This is a genomic window from Pseudomonas sp. MHK4, assembly GCF_054600775.1.
The window spans coordinates 413,022-430,652 of record NZ_BAAIAK010000002.1 but is presented as its reverse complement, the minus strand read 5'-3'; the positions used below and the strand labels follow the sequence as shown (position 1 = coordinate 430,652).

Annotated in this window: 17 protein-coding genes and 1 pseudogene; 3 read left to right on the top strand and 15 right to left on the bottom strand. The window is 61.0% G+C overall.

What is annotated here, in order from left to right; translation table 11 throughout:
* Positions 1–56: 56 nt before the first annotated feature.
* The 6 genes and pseudogenes from ACYP2Q_RS06865 to ACYP2Q_RS06840 form a co-directional block, all read right to left on the bottom strand.
* Positions 57–860 carry an alpha/beta fold hydrolase gene (locus ACYP2Q_RS06865; RefSeq protein WP_459729808.1) on the bottom strand — a complete coding sequence of 268 codons (804 nt, stop codon included), beginning with the start codon at positions 858–860 and terminating at the stop codon, positions 57–59.
* Between the two features lie 131 nt (positions 861–991).
* A complete protein-coding gene (locus tag ACYP2Q_RS06860) occupies positions 992–1,225 on the bottom strand; it encodes a hypothetical protein (protein ID WP_459729807.1) in 234 nt (77 codons plus the stop codon).
* A gap of 184 nt (positions 1,226–1,409) precedes the next feature.
* The gene (locus ACYP2Q_RS06855) at positions 1,410–1,841 is read right to left on the bottom strand and encodes an HhH-GDP family DNA glycosylase (RefSeq protein WP_459729806.1); all 432 of its coding nucleotides are present in this window, start codon (positions 1,839–1,841) and stop codon (positions 1,410–1,412) included.
* Positions 1,842–1,856: 15 nt separating this feature from the next.
* Positions 1,857–2,121, bottom strand: a pseudogene (locus tag ACYP2Q_RS06850) (hypothetical protein).
* Between the two features lie 38 nt (positions 2,122–2,159).
* Complete coding sequence (locus ACYP2Q_RS06845) at positions 2,160–3,017, bottom strand: ZIP family metal transporter (protein WP_459729805.1); 858 nt, start codon at positions 3,015–3,017, stop codon at positions 2,160–2,162.
* A 142-nt stretch (positions 3,018–3,159) separates the two neighbouring features.
* Positions 3,160–4,044, bottom strand: coding sequence for a manganese catalase family protein (locus ACYP2Q_RS06840; RefSeq protein WP_459729804.1), 885 nt, complete (start codon positions 4,042–4,044; stop codon positions 3,160–3,162).
* A gap of 429 nt (positions 4,045–4,473) precedes the next feature.
* Here ACYP2Q_RS06840 and ACYP2Q_RS06835 point away from each other — a divergent pair, with 429 nt between their 5' ends.
* Positions 4,474–4,725 carry a DUF6555 family protein gene (locus ACYP2Q_RS06835; protein ID WP_459729803.1) on the top strand — a complete coding sequence of 84 codons (252 nt, stop codon included), beginning with the start codon at positions 4,474–4,476 and terminating at the stop codon, positions 4,723–4,725.
* 27 nt (positions 4,726–4,752) lie between these two features.
* Here the strand turns inward: ACYP2Q_RS06835 and ACYP2Q_RS06830 are convergent, their stop codons facing one another.
* Entirely contained in the window at positions 4,753–5,223 is a 471-nt protein-coding gene (locus ACYP2Q_RS06830; protein ID WP_459729802.1) for a MarR family winged helix-turn-helix transcriptional regulator, read from the bottom strand.
* 284 nt (positions 5,224–5,507) lie between these two features.
* On the opposite strand from ACYP2Q_RS06830, the gene ACYP2Q_RS06825 reads away from it, so the two are divergent.
* Together ACYP2Q_RS06825 and ACYP2Q_RS06820 are read left to right on the top strand one after the other, a co-directional pair.
* Complete coding sequence (locus tag ACYP2Q_RS06825; RefSeq protein WP_459729801.1) at positions 5,508–6,461, top strand: PDR/VanB family oxidoreductase; 954 nt, start codon at positions 5,508–5,510, stop codon at positions 6,459–6,461.
* A 32-nt stretch (positions 6,462–6,493) separates the two neighbouring features.
* Positions 6,494–7,561: a Rieske 2Fe-2S domain-containing protein gene (locus ACYP2Q_RS06820; protein WP_459729800.1), complete on the top strand. Its 1,068-nt coding sequence runs from the start codon at positions 6,494–6,496 to the stop codon at positions 7,559–7,561.
* A 172-nt stretch (positions 7,562–7,733) separates the two neighbouring features.
* On the opposite strand, the gene ACYP2Q_RS06815 is transcribed toward ACYP2Q_RS06820, so the two are convergent.
* The 8 genes from ACYP2Q_RS06815 to ACYP2Q_RS06780 are packed head-to-tail and all read right to left on the bottom strand — an operon-like array spanning position 7,734 to position 17,601.
* On the bottom strand, positions 7,734–9,377 hold the full coding sequence (locus tag ACYP2Q_RS06815) for an arylsulfatase (protein ID WP_459729799.1): 1,644 nt from the start codon (positions 9,375–9,377) through the stop codon (positions 7,734–7,736).
* Positions 9,378–9,422: 45 nt separating this feature from the next.
* Positions 9,423–10,217 carry a cyclase family protein gene (locus ACYP2Q_RS06810; RefSeq protein WP_459729798.1) on the bottom strand — a complete coding sequence of 265 codons (795 nt, stop codon included), beginning with the start codon at positions 10,215–10,217 and terminating at the stop codon, positions 9,423–9,425.
* The gene (locus ACYP2Q_RS06805; protein ID WP_459729797.1) at positions 10,195–11,199 is read right to left on the bottom strand and encodes an NAD-dependent epimerase/dehydratase family protein; all 1,005 of its coding nucleotides are present in this window, start codon (positions 11,197–11,199) and stop codon (positions 10,195–10,197) included. The genes ACYP2Q_RS06810 and ACYP2Q_RS06805 overlap by 23 nt, the downstream gene beginning before the upstream one ends.
* Positions 11,200–11,209: 10 nt before the next feature.
* A complete protein-coding gene (locus tag ACYP2Q_RS06800; protein ID WP_459729796.1) occupies positions 11,210–12,193 on the bottom strand; it encodes a fumarylacetoacetate hydrolase family protein in 984 nt (327 codons plus the stop codon).
* Positions 12,190–12,771 carry a cupin domain-containing protein gene (locus ACYP2Q_RS06795; RefSeq protein WP_459729795.1) on the bottom strand — a complete coding sequence of 194 codons (582 nt, stop codon included), beginning with the start codon at positions 12,769–12,771 and terminating at the stop codon, positions 12,190–12,192. The genes ACYP2Q_RS06800 and ACYP2Q_RS06795 overlap by 4 nt, the downstream gene beginning before the upstream one ends.
* Positions 12,772–12,784: 13 nt before the next feature.
* The gene (locus tag ACYP2Q_RS06790; RefSeq protein WP_459729794.1) at positions 12,785–14,035 is read right to left on the bottom strand and encodes an MFS transporter; all 1,251 of its coding nucleotides are present in this window, start codon (positions 14,033–14,035) and stop codon (positions 12,785–12,787) included.
* A complete protein-coding gene (locus ACYP2Q_RS06785; protein WP_459729793.1) occupies positions 14,025–16,490 on the bottom strand; it encodes an efflux RND transporter permease subunit in 2,466 nt (821 codons plus the stop codon). The genes ACYP2Q_RS06790 and ACYP2Q_RS06785 overlap by 11 nt, the downstream gene beginning before the upstream one ends.
* A gap of 4 nt (positions 16,491–16,494) precedes the next feature.
* Positions 16,495–17,601: a WD40/YVTN/BNR-like repeat-containing protein gene (locus ACYP2Q_RS06780; protein ID WP_459729792.1), complete on the bottom strand. Its 1,107-nt coding sequence runs from the start codon at positions 17,599–17,601 to the stop codon at positions 16,495–16,497.
* Between the last annotated feature and the right edge of the window lie 30 nt (positions 17,602–17,631).

Below are 17,631 nucleotides of genomic sequence, written 5' to 3'. Positions count from 1 at the left end.
CAGGCGAACGATTCGTTCACGCCAAGACTCGTCGGTCAACTGGCCGGAATCAGCCATCAATAGCGCTCGGATGGCAGCAGGCGTGGCTTGAACAGGTCGCTGGTGATCATCGGCGCGGGCTCTTCATCGCCGTGCTGCTGGCAGAGGAATTCGCGTATCGCTTCGGCAGTGCGCCTGGCGCTGGTCACCACGAAAAAATGCCCCTCGCCCTGCAGGACGTACAATTGGGCACGGCGGATGGCGCGGTGCAGGATGTGCGCGTTGTACAGCCGCACCAGGGTGTCGCGTTCGCCGGTGAGAATCAGCGTGCGCTGGCGCAGACGGAACAGCCGCAGCAGGCTGGTCCAGCCGACCAGGGCGGTGAGCTGGTGGAAATAGGTTCGCGGGTTGGCGGTAAGCATGCCGTTCACCACACCGAAGCGCAAAAGTGTCTGTAGCGAATTGCTCGAGCCTTCCTGTTTGCCCGGTCTGGCGCTTTTGCTCGTGCCAAAAAAATCCAGGACGTCCGCGGGCTTCACCAGCATCGCCGGGCCGGCCGAGGTCGCCGCGAGGATCAGCCGACGCACCATGCTCGGGTAACGCAGGGTGAACTCTTGCGCCAATGCACCGCCCCAACTCACCCCGAACACATCGACCTGTTCGACTCCCAATTGCTTGAGCATCTCGGCGATCAGGTCGGCGAGGCGCGGCAGCCGCATCGGCCAGCGGGGCATTTGCGATTTGCCGACACCAGGCACATCCAACGTAATGGTCCGGTAGTCCAGCAGTTCATTACGCAGGGGATCGAAGGTACGGATCAAACCACCCAGGCCGTTGAGCAAGAGCAGCGGTGAGCCTTGGCCGCGGATTGAAACGTTCAACTTCAAATCTTGAATGGTTAATGTGTGCGTTGTCATGGTTTCACCCTTGGCCTACCCGCTGCTTCTGGCTTCAGCTGGAATCACCGTCCATACGTAACCGAACCACTCTCGACGTTCATACCGAGGTCCAATCAAGGCACCAGTAGCGCCTCATGGATCTCAATGGTAGGAACAACACCCTCCAGGCGCCGGCTATTGAGCATATCCCTCGTCTTGCCGACATCGAAAATCTGCCCCTGATCCATCAAAGCCAGAATGAGCTCATCTGAAACACGGTAGCGACCACAGTCCGGACAGTCTCTTTCTTCCCAGGGGCCGTTGCATTGAATGCGCTGTGCGGCACCCACACAAATAAGACAATTCATCGCGATCACCATTTTCTAATATTTGTACTGGATCCATCGCGAGCCACTTGCCAAGGCTTGCGCACCTCTGCTGTTACGCATGAGGCTACTAGCTAATCGACTTGGGAGTTCGAAAGAAAGTTCGCAATGTGAGCTTGTCTCCGGCATTTTTCGAACTACTGGCTCTGCTTGGCCAAGTGCGTGTTCACAGGATTACTCGCGCCGCCTCCCGCATGAAAATTTCGACGGTTTTGGGGCCGATACCTTCAAAGGCAATGAGCCGATTCTCAAAATCCCGGCGATCCGCACTGGCGCTTACGACATTACTCACTTTCCCTGCGTACTCAGTGTTGAGTTTTTGAGCCAAGGCCAACAGACGCGCTGAGGTGGTTTCGTCATAGCGCACATAATGCGCCTCCCCCAACATGGCGACGAGTTCGCGGTGGGTTCTGTGGGCGAGTTTGCGCGGTGTGTCACAGTGGTACTTATCGACAATCACTCGATACGCTTGCGCGGCAATCCGGGCCTGAATCCTTTTGCCCATTAAAAAACTGGCGACCAGCCATTTGAACAGGCCCTCTTCATTTGCGCTGTCCAGGTCGATCTTCAAATCGTGAGCACTGATGATCTTGTGCATTGAAATCGTCCCCTCTCAGGCGCCTGGGTTGGAAACTTGAATGAAGATCGACCAGGCCCCAGGCAGAATCCAGAACGCCGTATAGATCCAGGGCGTACGCACCGAAAACAACAAGGCTTTGCGGTAGCCTTTATGCGTGGACTCGCGTTCGGAAAACAATGGTCTCGTACTGAATCTCCCTTCGGTAGAAATCCAGGCGCTCTTTGGGTGAGCCAAACATCTTTGCGTTGTGTTCGCTCAGCTCGGATGGATCGATATGGGAGGTCAGGATTTTCGGCACGACGGATTCACTCTGATCGGTTGGTACGGGTATCGCATTCAGCCCAATGCGGTATCGAGAAACATCATGACCCCGAAGCCCAGCATCAGCCCCAACGTCGCGGGCGTTTCGTGGCCGTTGCGATGGGTCTCGGGAATGACTTCATGGGAGACAACAAAGATCATCGCCCCTGCAGCAAGTCCCAAAGCGACGGGGTAGCCCAAGGCGAAACTGGTGGAAATGCCGAGGCCGACAACAGCGCCCAAAGGCTCCATCAGGCCTGATGCAACGGCAATCAACGCAGCGCGCAACGCGCCGATGCCGGTTACTCGCAAGGCCAATGCGACAGCGAGTCCCTCCGGAATGTCCTGGATGGCAATCGCCGTTGTCAGCGGCAAACCCACCTTCATGTCGCCATTGGCAAAGCTGACGCCAATGGCCATGCCTTCGGGCAAGTTATGCAGCGTGATGGCCAGGACGAAAAGCCACACCCGATTGAAGCGCTGAGCCTGCGGCCCTTTGCGTCCACTCTGCGCATGCTCGTGGGGGACGAAACGCTCCAGACCAATCATCAGCGCCGCGCCCAATCCCAGACCCAACACCACGACGCACGCAGCCAAGAGCTTGTTATCGCAAATGGACTGGGCTGCTTCGATACCCGGGAGAATGAGAGAGAAGGAACTGGCGGCGAGCATCATGCCGGCGGCGAAACCCAGCATGATGTCCTGGGTACGTGCGCTGATGTCGCGCAAGACGACCGCTACGACTGCCCCCAGCGCCGTCGCGCCAAAGCCTGCGAGACCGCCTAGAAATGCATAGTGCAGGTTGACCCGGTTTGCCCCGGTGAAAGCGTTGTACCCGCTGATCAGCAGTAACAGGGCAACCCCAACGAGGGTTGCCCAAAACAGGATGCCCATCCACTTGCCACTTTTCCCTGGATCGAGTCCCGAGTACCAGGCTGTTCTGCCAGGCGTGGACGGTTCGGACATGGGACCTCCTGTTTCGCGTCATTAAATGAGGAACACCGCACGCCATGACGATGGCGTGCGGTGACATCCATCAGGCGTCTTCACGTCCTTGCACACCTGCTCCCAGATCTGCACCCGTAATCGGATTGCTTTGGGGGTCAGACATCGTGCGGGCCTTCAAGTCCATCAGCAGTGAGTCATCGTCGGCGCTCAGCTCCACAGTGGCCGAGCCGTCACCGCCATCGACTGCAGGCTTTGGATCTTCCACATAATCCCAATCGTCGCCCTGGTTCCACGGCCCACGCGTACTGCCTTCGCCCTGAGACAGGTTGAAGTACACCTGGGTGAACTCAGGCATGCCAGGCAGCTTGCCTTGCGGGAAGTTCGGCTGGATCGAGTGCAAGGCTTTTTCGAACGACAGTTGATGCGCGATTTCGCGAGTCATCAAAAAACCGAGCGCCTCTTTCACGCCGGGGTCATCGGTGACATTCATCAGACGCTCGTAAACGATCTTGGCGCGGGCCTCGGCAGCAATATTGGAGCGCATGTCCGCCGTGGGTTCACCGATGGTATCGACGTAGGCTGCCGACCATGGCACGCCTGCGGAGTTGGTCAGTGGTGCACCGGCGCCATACAGCAAACAGGTGATGTGCGAGTCATTACCGGCGCCATTGATTGCGCGATACAACTCGCCCTCCTCCTCCACGCCTTCGGCCAGGCGGCCTTTGGCACCCTTGTTGAGCATCACGATGATTGAACCGACGATCTCCAGGTGACTGAGTTCTTCGGTGGCAATGTCCATCAGCAGATCCTTCCTGCCAGGATCATCTTCGGCCAACGCTTGGGTGAAGTATCTGGACGCGGCGGCCAATTCCCCCTGTGCTCCGCCAAATTGCTCAAGTAACAGGTTCGCCAAACCGGGGTTGGGTTGGGCAACGCGTACGGTGTATTGAAGTCGTTTGTTATGTAGGAACATGACGAATCTCCTCAGGCCAAAAAGGCGCCGATACTCATTCGGTGATTCACTGAATGCGGCGCCCACAGTCATCTGAAGCTGATGGGCTTGAGAAAATTTTTAAAAGATTTTTCAAATTCGACAAGCGGCATGCACTGCTACCACTCAGGCGTTTATTTCACCAATCGTCGGTCGATTCTTTGCGGCGCCAAACTTACATGACGCCAACGCTCTCTACATCGCGTAGAAAAAAACTGGCGCCTTCAGGAGAGTCCTGTCGCGATTGCTGGAGCGTTTCGTAACCTCAATCGACAGGGTTTCTACCGCACGTTTCTGTCTAGTCGATTTGCTAACAGCAATAAAATCAAAGAGCTACCTTGTCCTGAAATTGCTTTGAATTTTTTCTGACACCACCACTCCTTTGTCTATGAGCAACTGGAGGGGGATCTCATGAATACGGGTCTTTACGTCATTGAATACAAGCTTCATGGGCAGCCCAAGTCCTTCATCATCAGGACGACGATAAAGAGCAACGCTGATGCATGGCACTGGGCAAGTTGTGATGCCGGAGTGGCACCCATACCCAAACCCGGAAGGCCGCCGCTTAAACTCGTCTCCAAACCTCAAGCTGAGAAGTACGGGATCAGTGACGTGACATGGCGTGAGACAGCAACCTTGAGCTGGACTGAGGGCGCAACTTGATGAGCGATTGGACGGGTTCACGCAGGCTCAAGCGTCAACCGGATCGTAGTCGTTCACGTTGGCGACCTGGGCATGCAGGCGGCCCAACAGCTCGATCAGCGTGTCCACTTCCGCGGCCGACAGCCCGCTGAGCAATCGCCGTTCGCGTTCCAGTGCAACCTTGAGCACCCGGGCATGCAGCGCTTTTCCGCTGTCAGTCAGGCTGACGGTGTAGCGCCGTGCATCCTTCGAATCGACCTGGCTGCAAATGTGCCCGGCCACTTCCAGTGACTGCAGCGAGCGGCTGACCGCACTCTTGTCGAGGCCGATCGTCTGGCAGATTCGATTAGCGGTGATGTCATTTTCCACGGCGAGCATCGAGAGCATTCGCCACTCGACCACGCCGATGCCGAAATGCTTGCGATAGCACTGCGATGCCCCGGAAGAGAGCTTGTTGGACAGGAAATTCAACAGTGCAGGGACATAACGCGTCAGGTTCAGTTGGGATTCTGCGGACATTGAACGAACACCTTGGATCGGCGGGGCCTGAATATTAGTTGACACCGCAACTAAATAATCGGAGGATTTCCCTACCGAACGTCACGGGCTGATCCGCATGATATGCCGGCGCCCTGACTCATAAAAATAATTATCAGGTCCTGGTCATGAACCCCTTCAATCTCATCGCCTTGCTCAAGCTGACAATCGTCTTCCACGCGCCAGCACCCGGCTGACCCGTCCCCTCGCCTATGCGCTAACCCAGGTTTTTTTTCAGCAGCCACTTCAGTGTGGAGGGACAAGTCATGCTTGAAGTCAACGTCACCCGCAAAGCAGACGAAGCCGAAGGCATCTGCAGTTTCGAATTATGTGCCGTGGACGGCAGCACGCTGCCGGCGTTTGAAGCCGGTGCCCACATCGACATTCACATTGCCGACGGCCTCACCCGGCAGTACTCCTTGTGCAACGATCCCAGGGAACGCCATCGCTATCTGATCAGCGTGCTCAAGGACCCGAGTTCCCGAGGCGGCTCCAAAGCCATGCACGAGCAGGTAAAGTCAGGGCAAACGCTGACCATCAGTACTCCGCGCAACCTTTTCCCGCTGGAGCGCTCAGCTGGCCGACACCTGCTGTTTGGCGGCGGTATCGGCATCACGCCCATGCTGGCCATGGCCTATGAGCTGTCGCACCAGGACGCCGACTTCGAGTTGCATTACTGCTTTCGATCCAGCGAACGGGCGGCGTTCGTGGCGCTGCTGGCGCAAACGCCTTTCGCCGATCGCATCAAGCTGCATGACGACAGCGGCTCGCCCCTGCAGAAGCTGGATGCGCCCGCCCTGCTCGCCACGCCCGACGCCGGCACCCATCTTTATGTGTGCGGGCCGGGCGGTTTCATGAACTACATCCTCGACGCTGCGCAGAACGCGGGCTGGCCCCAGGACCGCGTCCATAAAGAGTTCTTCGCCGCAGAACCTGTCGATCAAAGCGCCAATGCACCCTTCGAAGTCGAACTGGCCCGCAGCGGCCAGGTTTTCCAGATTCCTGCCGAACGTACGGTGTTCGAAGTGCTGGACGAGGCCGGTATCGAGATCGAGTCATCTTGCGAACAAGGGGTCTGCGGTACCTGTGTAACCCGTGTGCTGAAGGGCATCCCCGAGCACCGGGACCAGTTTCTGACAGCGGCCGAACAGGCCGCCAACGACCGGTTTACCCCCTGCTGCTCTCGCGCCAGATCATCGCGCCTGGTGCTAGATCTCTGAATCGAACAACAACATCAACCTGGAGAACACCCATGAACATCCAGACGCTTGCCGAAGAAGTTCCAGCGCCGACCTTGCCTGACTTTCCCCTGAACCAGTGGTACGTCGCTGCGCTGGGTTGGGAACTGAAGGACAAACCCGTCGGCCGCACGCTGCTCAACAAGCCTGTGGTGCTGTTTCGCAAACCCGGCGGCGAGGTCGCGGCATTGGAAGACCGCTGCTGTCATAGGGCCCTGCCATTATCGAGCGGCACGCTCGAAGAATCCGGCATCCGTTGCGGCTACCATGGCCTGCTGTACGATGAACTCGGCAAATGCATCGAGATCCCTGGCCAGGACAAGATTCCGAGCAAGGCCAAAGTGTCCGCCTACCACGTGCGCGAGCAGGATCAGATCGTCTGGATCTGGTTTGGCAGCGAGTCACAATCGGAGCCGACCTGCGAGCCGCCGACCTACCCAGTCCACAGCAGTGGCAAGTATTTGTTCGACGGCAACGTCTACCACTACGACGCGCCTTATCAGCTGATTCACGACAACCTCATGGACTTGAGCCATCTGGGTTATGTCCACCTGCGCACCATCGGTGGCAACGCCAGCATCCACATGAATGCCCGGATGAGTGTGGAAAGTGAAGGCGATGTCGTGCGGGTCGTGCGTCACATGCCGGACTCTGTTCCACCTCCCACCTACTCGGCCGCCTACCCCTTCAAAGGCACCGTGGACCGTTGGCAGGAAATCGAATTTCACGTCAGCCATCTGCGTATCTGGACCGGCGCAGTAGATGCCGGTACCGAAGACCTGGATAACGCCGATCGCGGCGGCTTCCATATGCGCGGATTCCACGGGGTCACACCCGAGACTGCAACCACCAGTCACTACTTCTGGACCATTGCCACCAACCCCGAAAGCGATCCCGAAGCCATCAAGGCCAAGGTGGTCGAGCAAACGGTATTGACCTTCGACGAAGACAAGGTGGTGATCGAAGCCCAGTACCAGAACATGTGCCGGTTTGGCGTACGCCCGATGATCGACATCCACGTCGACGCCGGGGCCAATCGCGCCCGCCGCATCATCGAGCAACTGCGCCAATCCACTTCCTGAAGTAGCCGGCGCACGCGTACCGATTGAGTATTCCATCGCCTGACCCACCGCCATCGCCGGCAAGCCGGCTCCTACAGATGCATCTTCGGTGAAGTCGGTCTGGGAGTAGGCAACGATCCCGTCGTACGCGTCTGCCCTCATGCATCCGTGCTGGTGCATGAGGGCAACCCGGTCAATGCGGTGGAAACACCACACCGACCCGCTCGGCATACTTCAACCAGGCTGCCTTGAGCCGTTGCACCGTCTCGGGTTGGGCGGCGGCCAGGTCGGTGGTTTCGCCGCGGTCCCGAGCCAGATCGAACAATTGCCATTGCGGCGGCTGCGCGTTATCGCCAAAGCCTGCCTGCGGGCGCATGCCCAGCAGTTTCAGGTTTCCCTCTCGATAATAAGCGTTGCCGAACAGCTCGCCGGCCAGGCTGTCGTTGCTGTGCGGGCTGCCTTTACCGGCGAGCATCGGCAGCATGGATTTGCCGGTAATCGGGTGTTTTCCCGCGTCCGTGGGCGCTTCGATACCCGCCAGTTCCAGGAAGGTCGGTGCCAGGTCATCCACCCGCGCAACGCCGCGCTCCACACCCTGGCGACGCAGTGACTGGGGCAGTTGAACGATCGCCGGCACGCTGATGCCGCCTTCCGCGGTGGTGCCTTTGAACAGGTGGAACGGTGCCGCGCTGACTTCAGCCCAGCGCAAACCATAGTCGATCTGGGACCCCTTCTGCCCGAGGTTGGCGTAGCTATTGTCGGTGTGCGCGCCCGGTGGATAGAACTGGGCGTGGTTCTCCCCCGCCGCGCCGTTATCCGACATGAACACGATCAGCGTGTTGTCGTACTGTCCACTTTGCCGCAGGTAATCGACCAGGCGGCCAATGTTATGGTCGAGGTTGTCGACCATGGCGGCGTAGATCTCCATCTTCCGCGCCTCGACCTGTTGCTGCTCAGGGCTCAATTGCTCCCAGCCCGGCAGCTTGGGATTCACCGGTAGCGGCTTCGCCGGTTGGGCACCGCCCGCCATCAGGCCGAGGTTTTTCATCCGTTCGATCCGCGCCAGGCGTACGCTGTCATAACCCTGATCGAAGCGCCCTTTGTACTTGTCCAGGTACTCCTTCGGTGCTTGCAGCGGCCAGTGCGGCGAGGTGAACGCCGCGTAGGCGAAAAACGGCTTGCCGTCTTTCTGGCTGTTTTGCAGGTAGCTGATCAATTTGTCGGTGTAGAAGTCCGAGGAATAGAAGCTCTCCGGCAACTCCACGGCCTTGCCGTTTTCGCGGTAGTGCACTTGCTCGATCTTTGCCGGGTCGACACTGGAGGGTTTGAAGTGCGATGCACCACCCTCCAGCAAGGTGAAAGACTGCTCGAAGCCGCGTTGATCCGGTCCCTGGTCCGCTTCCAGGCCCAGGTGCCATTTGCCGACCATGAGGGTGCTGTAGCCGCCCTGTTTCAGCAGTTCGGCAATCGAGTAGGAGCGCTGGTTCAGATAGCCCTCGTAACCCGGTTTGCCACGTTGAAAGGGTTGCAGGGCTTCAGCCATGGTGCCGAGCCCGGCGAGGTGGTTGTCGGTGCCGGACATCAGCATCGAGCGGGTGATCGAACAGGTCGGCGCGGCGTACATGTTGGTGAATTGCAAACCGTCCCTGGCCAGTTGATCCAGGGTGGGTGTATTGATGTCGCCGCCATAGCTGCCCAGGTCGGAATACCCCAGGTCATCGGCCACGATCAGCAGGATATTGGGCTTTGCTGAGTCAGCGCTGGCCGCCATGGCCAGGCTGCTGCCCAGCGCCAGCACAGCCGCCAGTAATGTTTGAGGCAGACGCAAAAGAGGCATGTGTTCTCTCTTATTGTGTTGATCGAGGAGGGTTTCCAGCGTTGCTTACTCTTCGAAGATCGCCACCGCACGAACAAACCCCGCCGAAGCATGCTTGATCTTGTAGGGGAAACACGACACCAAAAATCCACTGGCCGGCAGCGCTTCCAGGTTGGCGAGTTTTTCCATTTGCCCATAGCCGATATCGCGTCCGGCCTTGTGCCCTTCCCAAATAATCGAGGCATCGCCGTCGGCGGCAAAACGCTCACGGGTGTACTTGAAGGGGGCGTCCCAGCTCCAGGCATCGGTGCCGACCACCCGCACCCCGCGCTCCAGCAGGTACATCGTGGCTTCACGACCGATGCCGACGCCGGCATCCAGATAACCCGGTTGACCGAACAATGCACCGGCCCGGGTGTTGATCAGCACGATGTCCAGCGGCCGCAACACGTGGCCAATACGCTTAAGCTCCGCTTCGATTTCATCGGCGGTCACCACATGACCGTCCGCCATGTGCCGGAAGTCCAGCTTCACCCCCGGTTGCAGGCACCAGTCCAGCGGCAGTTCGTCGATGCCAAACGCCGGCTGACCGCCGTCGGTGGTCGAGGCGTAGTGCCAGGGCGCGTCCATGTGCGTGCCACTGTGGGTGGTGATATGCAGTCGTTCGGCGGCCCAGGACTCGTTGCCCGGCATCTGTTCGAGTTGCAAGCCCGGGAACATCGCCGCCATTTCCGGCCAGCCTTGCTGGTGATCCATGTAGTCGATCTTCGGCAGCAACGGCGGCGGATCGGTGTAGGGGTTGTTGTCGAGGGTGACCGAGAGGTCCACGAGACGACGTTTAGGCTTGGTTGGCTGTGACATTAAAGGTCTCTCCGGTCAGCGGCAGGTGTCGGGGGGCCGAGGGGTTAAGGGCATTGCGCACCAGCGCGGCGGCATTGCGGTCATGGCTGAAACCGACTGCGCGGGCTTGTGGAGTTTTCAGCGGCGGCATGCGCCCGAACAACGCTTGCAGCCCGGCGTCGGGCGCATGACTGATCAGACTGCGGCGCTCCTGCCCATAGCGCTCGGCCAGCGCATCGATCACCTGGGCGATGGACAACTGCAGCACCGGCAGCTGCCATACCCGCTGGCCCCCGAGCACGGCACCATCCAGTTCGGCAGCGTGGATCAGGTTGTTCACACAGCAGCGCGCCGACATCCACCAGGCCGTCGCCTCGGGCGAGACCGGGCATTGATAGGCTTCGCCCTCGGCAAACGCGCGCATCAGGTCGCTCATGAATGCCGACCGCAAGCCGTTGGGTTCGCGGGGCCGGGCGACGATGCCCGGCAGGCGCAACGCCCGACCGTCGACATCGCCGCGCCGGGCCAGGTCGCTCACGGCGCTTTCGACCATGGCCTTGTGCGTGCCATAGGACAATTCGGGGCGCAGCTCGGCGGCCTCGCTCATGCGTTCCGGCAGATGACCGCCGTACACCGCGACACTGCTGGCGTACACCAGAACTGGCGGCTGATCTTTGTTGCGCAGCTGGTTGAGCAGTTCCAGGCTGGCCAGCAGGTTGACCTGGTAGCCGAGTTCGTACTGCTCTTCCGCCGCGCCACCGGGAATGCTGACCAGGTGGAACACCACATCGATGCCGTCGGCCAACACCCGGCGCATCAACGCCTGATCGGTCACGCTGCCGACATGCCGACGCAGTCGAGCGTCATCCGGCAAGCCCTGCAAGTCCCTGTCCAGCACCAACAACGAACCAATGTTCTGCCCGCGCAAGCTGCCCCGCGCCAGCAGGCAACGCACCAGCTCTCGTCCGACAAAACCATTGGCTCCGGTAATCAACACTCGCATAGAGCGCCCCTCAGCCCTGGGCCTGAACGACACGTTGATCGATCGCGCCGAACACCGACTGGCCATCGCTATCCAGGACGTCCATGTGCACGCGGTCGCCAAATCGCATGAAGCCGGTTTGCGCGGCGCCCTGCTCGATCATCTCGATGGCGCGACGCTCGGCGATGCAGGCCGAACCCGCACTGCGTTCGACATTCGACACGGTGCCGGAGCCGATCAGCGTGCCCGCACCCAATCGGCGAGTCAGCGCGGCATGGGCGATCAACTGGCCAAAGTTGAAATTCATCTGCCCGCCGTGGGGCTGACCGAACCATTGTCCATTCCAGTGCACCTGCAAAGGCAGATGCACTCGACCGTCGCGCCAGGCGTCACCCAGCTCGTCCGGGGTAATGGCCAACGGGGCGAAACTGGACGAGGGCTTGGCCTGCAGGAAGCCGAAGCCGGTGCGCATTTCCCGGGGGGCCAGGGCGCGCAAACTGACGTCGTTGATCTGCAGGATCAATTTGATGTGCTGCAGCGCCTGTGGCGCGTCGCAGCCCATCGGCACCTCATCCACCAGCACGCCGAATTCGCCTTCGAAGTCGATGCCCTGGCTCTCGCTCGGCAATGCAATGTCGTCGCGCGGGCCGATGAAATCGTCACCGGCGCCCTGGTACATCAGTGGCGTGTGTTCGACGCCGTCGATGGGCTCGAGGTTGAAGGCTTTCTGCATCAAGGCGCCGTGGCTGAGGAAGGCCGAGCCGTCGCACCACTGATAGGCGCGGGGCAACGGCGCCATGGCCTTGGCGGGGTCGAACGGGAAAGCGCCTGGCGCTGTGCCTGCATTCAACTCAGTGGACAGCGCCTGCAAGCGCGGCTCGACACTGCTCCAGTTTTCGATGGCGTGCTGCAAGGTGGGCGCCACGGAAGCGGCATCCAGCGCCCACGCCAGATCTCGGGAGACGACGACGAGGCGACCATCACGACTGGCGTTTTTCAGGGTGGCGAGTTTCATGCCGATGCTCCTTGGCCGTTGCTTAACTCGGCGGCAAAGCGCCCGTCGAGCAGAATGAACACCATGCGCGCCATCGCTTCGGTGCGGTTGCTCCAGGCGTGGTTGGTGCCGCGCTGCACCACGACGTCGCCGCGCTTGAGGTGCACTTCTTCCTCGTCCAGCACCAGCCACACTTCACCCTCGGTGACGATGCCGTAGTCGAGGGTTTCGGTGCGGTGCATCAATTTGTGCCGGGAGTCGGCTTTGCCGGTGCCGGCGTGGGATTGGCCAATTTCGGCGAACGCTGCCGCGGCAGTTTCAGCGCTGACCTGGTTCTGCACACTGTCCGGTGGAATATCCACCACCCGAATCACGCTGCCCTGGGGGCCGGGACTCAGTTGCAAGGGTTTACTGCTGGGGTCACTGGCGTTGTCGAGCAACGCCGGGCTGGTGTTGCTGTTCCACAGTTCATGAAACACCGTGCCCGGCACCGACGACAACGGGAACACGTTCGGCGTCGGCCCGCTGCTGGCGACGATGGCCTGGCCATGTTCGTCGTGACCGGTGACCACTCGTTTGAATTCAGGAAGCGCTTGCATGGAAAATCCTCGTTCAGTTTCCGTCGCCGATGGTGGGGCCACCGACAACTACATTCGTGTGGTGCGCCAGACCGCCTAGCCGGGGAACGGCCAGACAAAAAACCGCCACCAGTAGTTGCAACCCACCCACCATGGCCAACGCATGGGGCAGTGCCATGGCGTCCCCCTGGGTCACGGCGAGCACCACCAGGGGGCTGATGAATTCGCCGGCGAAGATGGCCGCGGTAAAACACCCCGCCGCCCGCCCGCGCTGATGGAAATTGACTTGCGCCATGATCCAGGTGATCAGCGTTGGCAACATCAGGCCAATGCCCAGGCCGTTGATGGTCACGGCGACCACGACCTGCACATGGGTCAAGGCGTCCGCCATCAGCAACCCGCCGCTGCCCGCCAGCACATAGGCGATCAGCAGCATGTGCTGCCCACGCATCCCGCTGAACAAGCGGAAACTCATCGCGCCGACGAGCACGCCCAATTGATTGGCGCCCATGGTCATGCCGATCTGTTGCGGGGCATCCACGTGCAGCAGGTTGAGCAGGTAGCCGGCCTGCACCGGCACGATAAACAGACTCAAACCCGCCAACAGCGACAGCCCATAGAGGGGCGTGAGCGCGCGCCAGGGAAACTTGCCGGCGGGCAGCGGCTGGGTTGGTTGCCCGGGTTGCGCAGCGGCTTGTGGCTCCCACAGCTTCCAGGCCATCAGTGGCAGGAAAACCAGGCCCACGGCATACAGCGCAAAGGGCGTGCGCCAGTCGTTTTGCCCGAGGAAGCCCCCCAGGGCGATGAACACCGCCGCCGACAACGAGGTCGCGACCATCTGCAAGGCAAACAGGCGCTCACGCCGGGCGCCGCTGTAGTAGTCGCCCATCAGCGTGGTGCAGCAGGTCATGATCCCCGCCTCGGCCAAGCCGATGCCCGCTCGGCTCAGCACGATCGCCGGCAGCGAATCGAGCCACAGCGGCAGCACGCCGCAGAGCACGTACAGCGTCATGCTCGCCAACAGCAACGGCTTGCGCCCCAGGCGATCGGCGATCAGCCCGGCGAACGGCGCCAGCAAGGCAATCACCAAGGCCGGCAAGGTCAACACCACCGGCACCAGCACGCTGCTGCCAGGCACCTCGGCAAAGTGCGCCTGCATCCGCGGCAGTACCGGGGCCAGCAACACCGCACCCAGCACTGGCAGACAGCTGCCCAGCAGCAACAACAGCGATTGCGCCCATCCGGCCTTTCGGGTGGAGTTTTCTACAAAGGCGTTAGCGACCATGGCACTGCTCCTTGATGCGCAGGTGAGGAACGTTGGTTACCACCGCCTTCTCGGAAACTGCGACGTTGCGCACCGCCACTGGCCCTTGCGCCTCGCGGCGTGCGGGCAACAGGAAGTACGCCAGCGCCGGCAGCAACACCAGGGCGCCGACCATGTTCCAGACGAACATGAAGGCCAGCAGCACGCCCATGTCGGCCTGGAACTTGATCGGTGAGAACGTCCAGGTCGCGACACCAATGGCCAGGGTGATACCGGTCAGCATCACCACCTTGCCGGTGGACACCAGCGCACGGTAATAGGCTTCGGACAGGCTCGCCCCTTGGCGCAGGTGCCCCAGGAGGATGCTCATCACGTACAGCGCATAGTCGACACCGATGCCGACGCCCAGGGCGATGACCGGCAGCGTGGCGACTTTCACGCCGATGTTCAGCCAGACCATCAAGGCTTCGCAGAGGATGGAGGTGAGCATCAGCGGAATCACCGCGCACAGCGTCGCGCGCCAGGAGCGGAAGGTGATCAGGCACAGCAGGATCACCGCGCCGTAGACCCACACGAGCATCTCGCGGTTGGCTTGCTTGACCACGATATTGGTCGCCGCCTCGATGCCGGCGTTACCGGCGGCCAGGAGGAATTGCACCTCCTCTGTGTTGTTCGCCGCAGCAAATTTTTCCACGTGCTCGACCAGGCGGGTCAGCGTCTCGGCCTTGTGGTCGGAGAGGTAGGCATACAGGGTCAACAGGCTGCAGTCTTCGTTGTACAACCCGCGTGGCGCACTGGCGGTGATCATGTTGAGCATCGCCTGGTTGTTCTGCAGCTCGTACCACTTGGGGTTGCCTTCACTGAGGCCGACCAGCATGCGCCGGTTGAGCAACGCCAGCGAATTGGTCGAATCCACACCCGGCAAGGCGCGCAATTGCCAGTCCAAGGCGTCGACCTTGGCCAGGATGTCGTAGCGCGCACAGCTGCTGGCCGGGGTTTTCACCATCACCGCGAACAGGTCGCTGCTGGCGCCGTAATGACGGGTGAGGAAGGCATCGTCCTGGTTGTAGCGCGAGTCCGCTCGCAACTCCGGCGCACCGGCGTCGAGGTCGCCGATTTTCAATTGCAGGCTGACCACAAAGCCAAGCGCCGCCAGCGCCAGGCTGATGGCGATGCACAGGCTGGCCCAGCGCCGCCGGGTGAACAGGTCGAGGAAACGCCAGAAGGCATGGCGCGCCTGGCCGCTTTGCTCGGCCTGTTCACTCTTCAGGCTAAGCTGTGCCGCACGCGGCGTTACGCCGACGTAGGAGAGCAACACCGGCAGCAGGATCAGGTTGGTGAAGATCAACACTGCCACGCCGATGCTGGCGATCACCGCGAGGTCTTGGATGACCTGGATCTTGATCAGCATCAGCACCGCAAAACCGACGGCATCACAAAGCAATGCCGTGAGCCCGGCCAGGAACAGCCGGCGGAAGGTGAAGCGCGCCGCCACCACCCGGTGCATGCCCCGGCCGATGTCCTGCATGATGCCGTTCATTTTCTGCGCGCCGTGACTCATGCCGATGGCAAACACCAGGAACGGCACCAGCACCGAATACGGGTCCAGCTGGTAGTCCAGCAAGGGCAGCAAACCGAGCTGCCAGACCACCGCCACCAACGAGCACAGTACCACCAGCACGGTGCTGCGCAGGCAGCGGGTGTACCAGAACAGCACGGCGGTGGTGATCAGGATCGCGACAGCAAAGAACAGCAGGATCTGCTTCAGGCCGGCAATCAGGTCGCCGACCTTTTTCGCGAAACCGGTGATGTGAATGTCGATGTTAGCGTTTTGATAAGTGCTGCGCAGCGTCTCCAGTTGCCCGGACAACACCGCGTAATCCAGCGGCTTGCCGTCGGTCGTGGTGGCCAGCAACGGCACGTAGATGATGCTCGAGCTCTGGTCGAAAGCCACCAGTTGCCCCAGTTCATTGGAGCGCTGCACGTTGCGCCGCAGTGCGTCGAGGTTGGCGGCGCTGCCGCTGTAGTCGTCCGGGATCACCGGGCCGCCGTCGAGGCCGTCTTCGGTCACGGCAACCCAGCGCGTGGCCGGCGTCCACAGCGACTTCATGTACGCGCGGTCGACGCCCGGCAGCAGGTAGAGTCGGTCGCTCAGGGCCTGCAGGGTTTTCAGGTACTCGGCGTCATAGATATCGCCGTGCCGGTTGGCCACCACGATGCGCAAGGCATTGCCCAGGCCGGTGAGCTGTTTCTGGTGCTCAAGGTAATTGGCAATGTACGGTTGCTGCGTGGGAATCATCTTTTCGAAGCTGGCGTTGAGCTCGATACGGGTGGCTTGATAGCCGAGCACCAGGGTGGTCAGCACACACACCAGCAGCACCCACAGGCGGTGGTTGAACAGCGTGCGTTCCACCACCGAACCGGAGCGCGGATCGAAATTCGCCAGGCTGGCCGTGGCGTTGTCGAGAGACTTCATAACCTCACTCCGAAGCGGTAGCGATTGACGGCGAAATGCGCGTCAACCCGGTGAACCCCGCCAGCGTCAGGCTGCCGTCGGCGGCCTGGACAACGCTGGCAACGGGCTTGTCGAGCGGTTTGCCGTAGGGCATGAGCAATGCGCCGGGCTGGCTGTTGGTGCGAAACAGGGCGCCACTCTGATTGACCAGCAGCAACTGGCCGTCATTGGTGCGGATCGCATCGCTGAACGACACCGGCATCGACACCGGTGCGGGCTGGAAGCTTTCGCCCAGGTCGCTGGAGGCAAACGCATTGCCCTTCAGGCCGGCCACCAGCAGCACACCGTCATCGCGCATTTGCAGGGTGAAAAAGCTGCCCGCGTAAGGGCTTTCCAGCTGGGTGAATGACTGGCCGCCATCAATCGAGCGAGCGAGGTAACCCTGCTCGCCGGCCAGGAACCAGTGCTCGCCTTGTTGCGCAATGGCAGAGAGGTGTGCGCCCATCGGGTTATCGATTTGCCCCATGACGGATTGCCAGGTGGTGCCGCCGTCGTCGGTGCGAAAGGCCAGGCCGTACGCTCCCACGATCAGGCCGTGTCGGGCATCGACGAACTGCAGGGCCAGAAAGGGTTTGTCAGCCCCCTCGCCGGCCAGCCGTTCAGCCGTTTGCACGCGCGCAGCGGCGGCATCCTGGTCGCTCGCTGAAGGCAGTTGCTCTCTGGCAGCGGCCAGCTCGAGTTGCGCTGCGCGCAGGCCGTCCAGCTGCACGGTCCAGTGTTCACCCCCGTCGCGGGAGGCCAGCACGACACCGCCATGCCCCACGGCCCAACCGGTGTTGGCGTCGACAAATTGCACCGCGGTCAGACTGACCGAAACCGGCACCTCGGGCTGCCGCCAACTCACACCGTTGTCATCGGACAGCAGCACGATGCCCCGCTCCCCCACCGCCACCAGCCGCGCACCCGCACGGGCCAGGTCCAGCAGCACCGCGGATTTCGCTTGCGGCGCCTGCATCGCTGGCGTGCTGAGCGCATCACCCACCGCAGCGGCCTGCGCCAGGCTCAACGGCAATGCCAGAGGCAGCGCCACAAGCCACATCAGCCGACCAACCACCTGACAGAATCTGTTCATACCAACCTCGCAAAACCGTTTGAAACCGGA

Bases quoted from the DNA above. Each gene is read 5' to 3' on its own strand.
- ACYP2Q_RS06840 (WP_459729804.1), bottom strand. From the start codon at position 4,044: ATGTTCCTACATAACAAACGACTTCAATACACCGTACGCGTTGCCCAA.
- ACYP2Q_RS06810 (WP_459729798.1), bottom strand. From the start codon at position 10,217: ATGTCACAGCCAACCAAGCCTAAACGTCGTCTCGTGGACCTCTCGGTC.
- ACYP2Q_RS06860 (WP_459729807.1), bottom strand. From the start codon at position 1,225: ATGAATTGTCTTATTTGTGTGGGTGCCGCACAGCGCATTCAATGCAAC.
- ACYP2Q_RS06820 (WP_459729800.1), top strand. From the start codon at position 6,494: ATGAACATCCAGACGCTTGCCGAAGAAGTTCCAGCGCCGACCTTGCCT.
- ACYP2Q_RS06780 (WP_459729792.1), bottom strand. From the start codon at position 17,601: ATGAACAGATTCTGTCAGGTGGTTGGTCGGCTGATGTGGCTTGTGGCG.
- ACYP2Q_RS06795 (WP_459729795.1), bottom strand. From the start codon at position 12,771: ATGCAAGCGCTTCCTGAATTCAAACGAGTGGTCACCGGTCACGACGAA.
- ACYP2Q_RS06805 (WP_459729797.1), bottom strand. From the start codon at position 11,199: ATGCGAGTGTTGATTACCGGAGCCAATGGTTTTGTCGGACGAGAGCTG.
- ACYP2Q_RS06835 (WP_459729803.1), top strand. From the start codon at position 4,474: ATGAATACGGGTCTTTACGTCATTGAATACAAGCTTCATGGGCAGCCC.
- ACYP2Q_RS06785 (WP_459729793.1), bottom strand. From the start codon at position 16,490: ATGAAGTCTCTCGACAACGCCACGGCCAGCCTGGCGAATTTCGATCCG.
- ACYP2Q_RS06845 (WP_459729805.1), bottom strand. From the start codon at position 3,017: ATGGGCATCCTGTTTTGGGCAACCCTCGTTGGGGTTGCCCTGTTACTG.
- ACYP2Q_RS06790 (WP_459729794.1), bottom strand. From the start codon at position 14,035: ATGGTCGCTAACGCCTTTGTAGAAAACTCCACCCGAAAGGCCGGATGG.
- ACYP2Q_RS06815 (WP_459729799.1), bottom strand. From the start codon at position 9,377: ATGCCTCTTTTGCGTCTGCCTCAAACATTACTGGCGGCTGTGCTGGCG.
- ACYP2Q_RS06825 (WP_459729801.1), top strand. From the start codon at position 5,508: ATGCTTGAAGTCAACGTCACCCGCAAAGCAGACGAAGCCGAAGGCATC.
- ACYP2Q_RS06830 (WP_459729802.1), bottom strand. From the start codon at position 5,223: ATGTCCGCAGAATCCCAACTGAACCTGACGCGTTATGTCCCTGCACTG.
- ACYP2Q_RS06800 (WP_459729796.1), bottom strand. From the start codon at position 12,193: ATGAAACTCGCCACCCTGAAAAACGCCAGTCGTGATGGTCGCCTCGTC.
- ACYP2Q_RS06855 (WP_459729806.1), bottom strand. From the start codon at position 1,841: ATGCACAAGATCATCAGTGCTCACGATTTGAAGATCGACCTGGACAGC.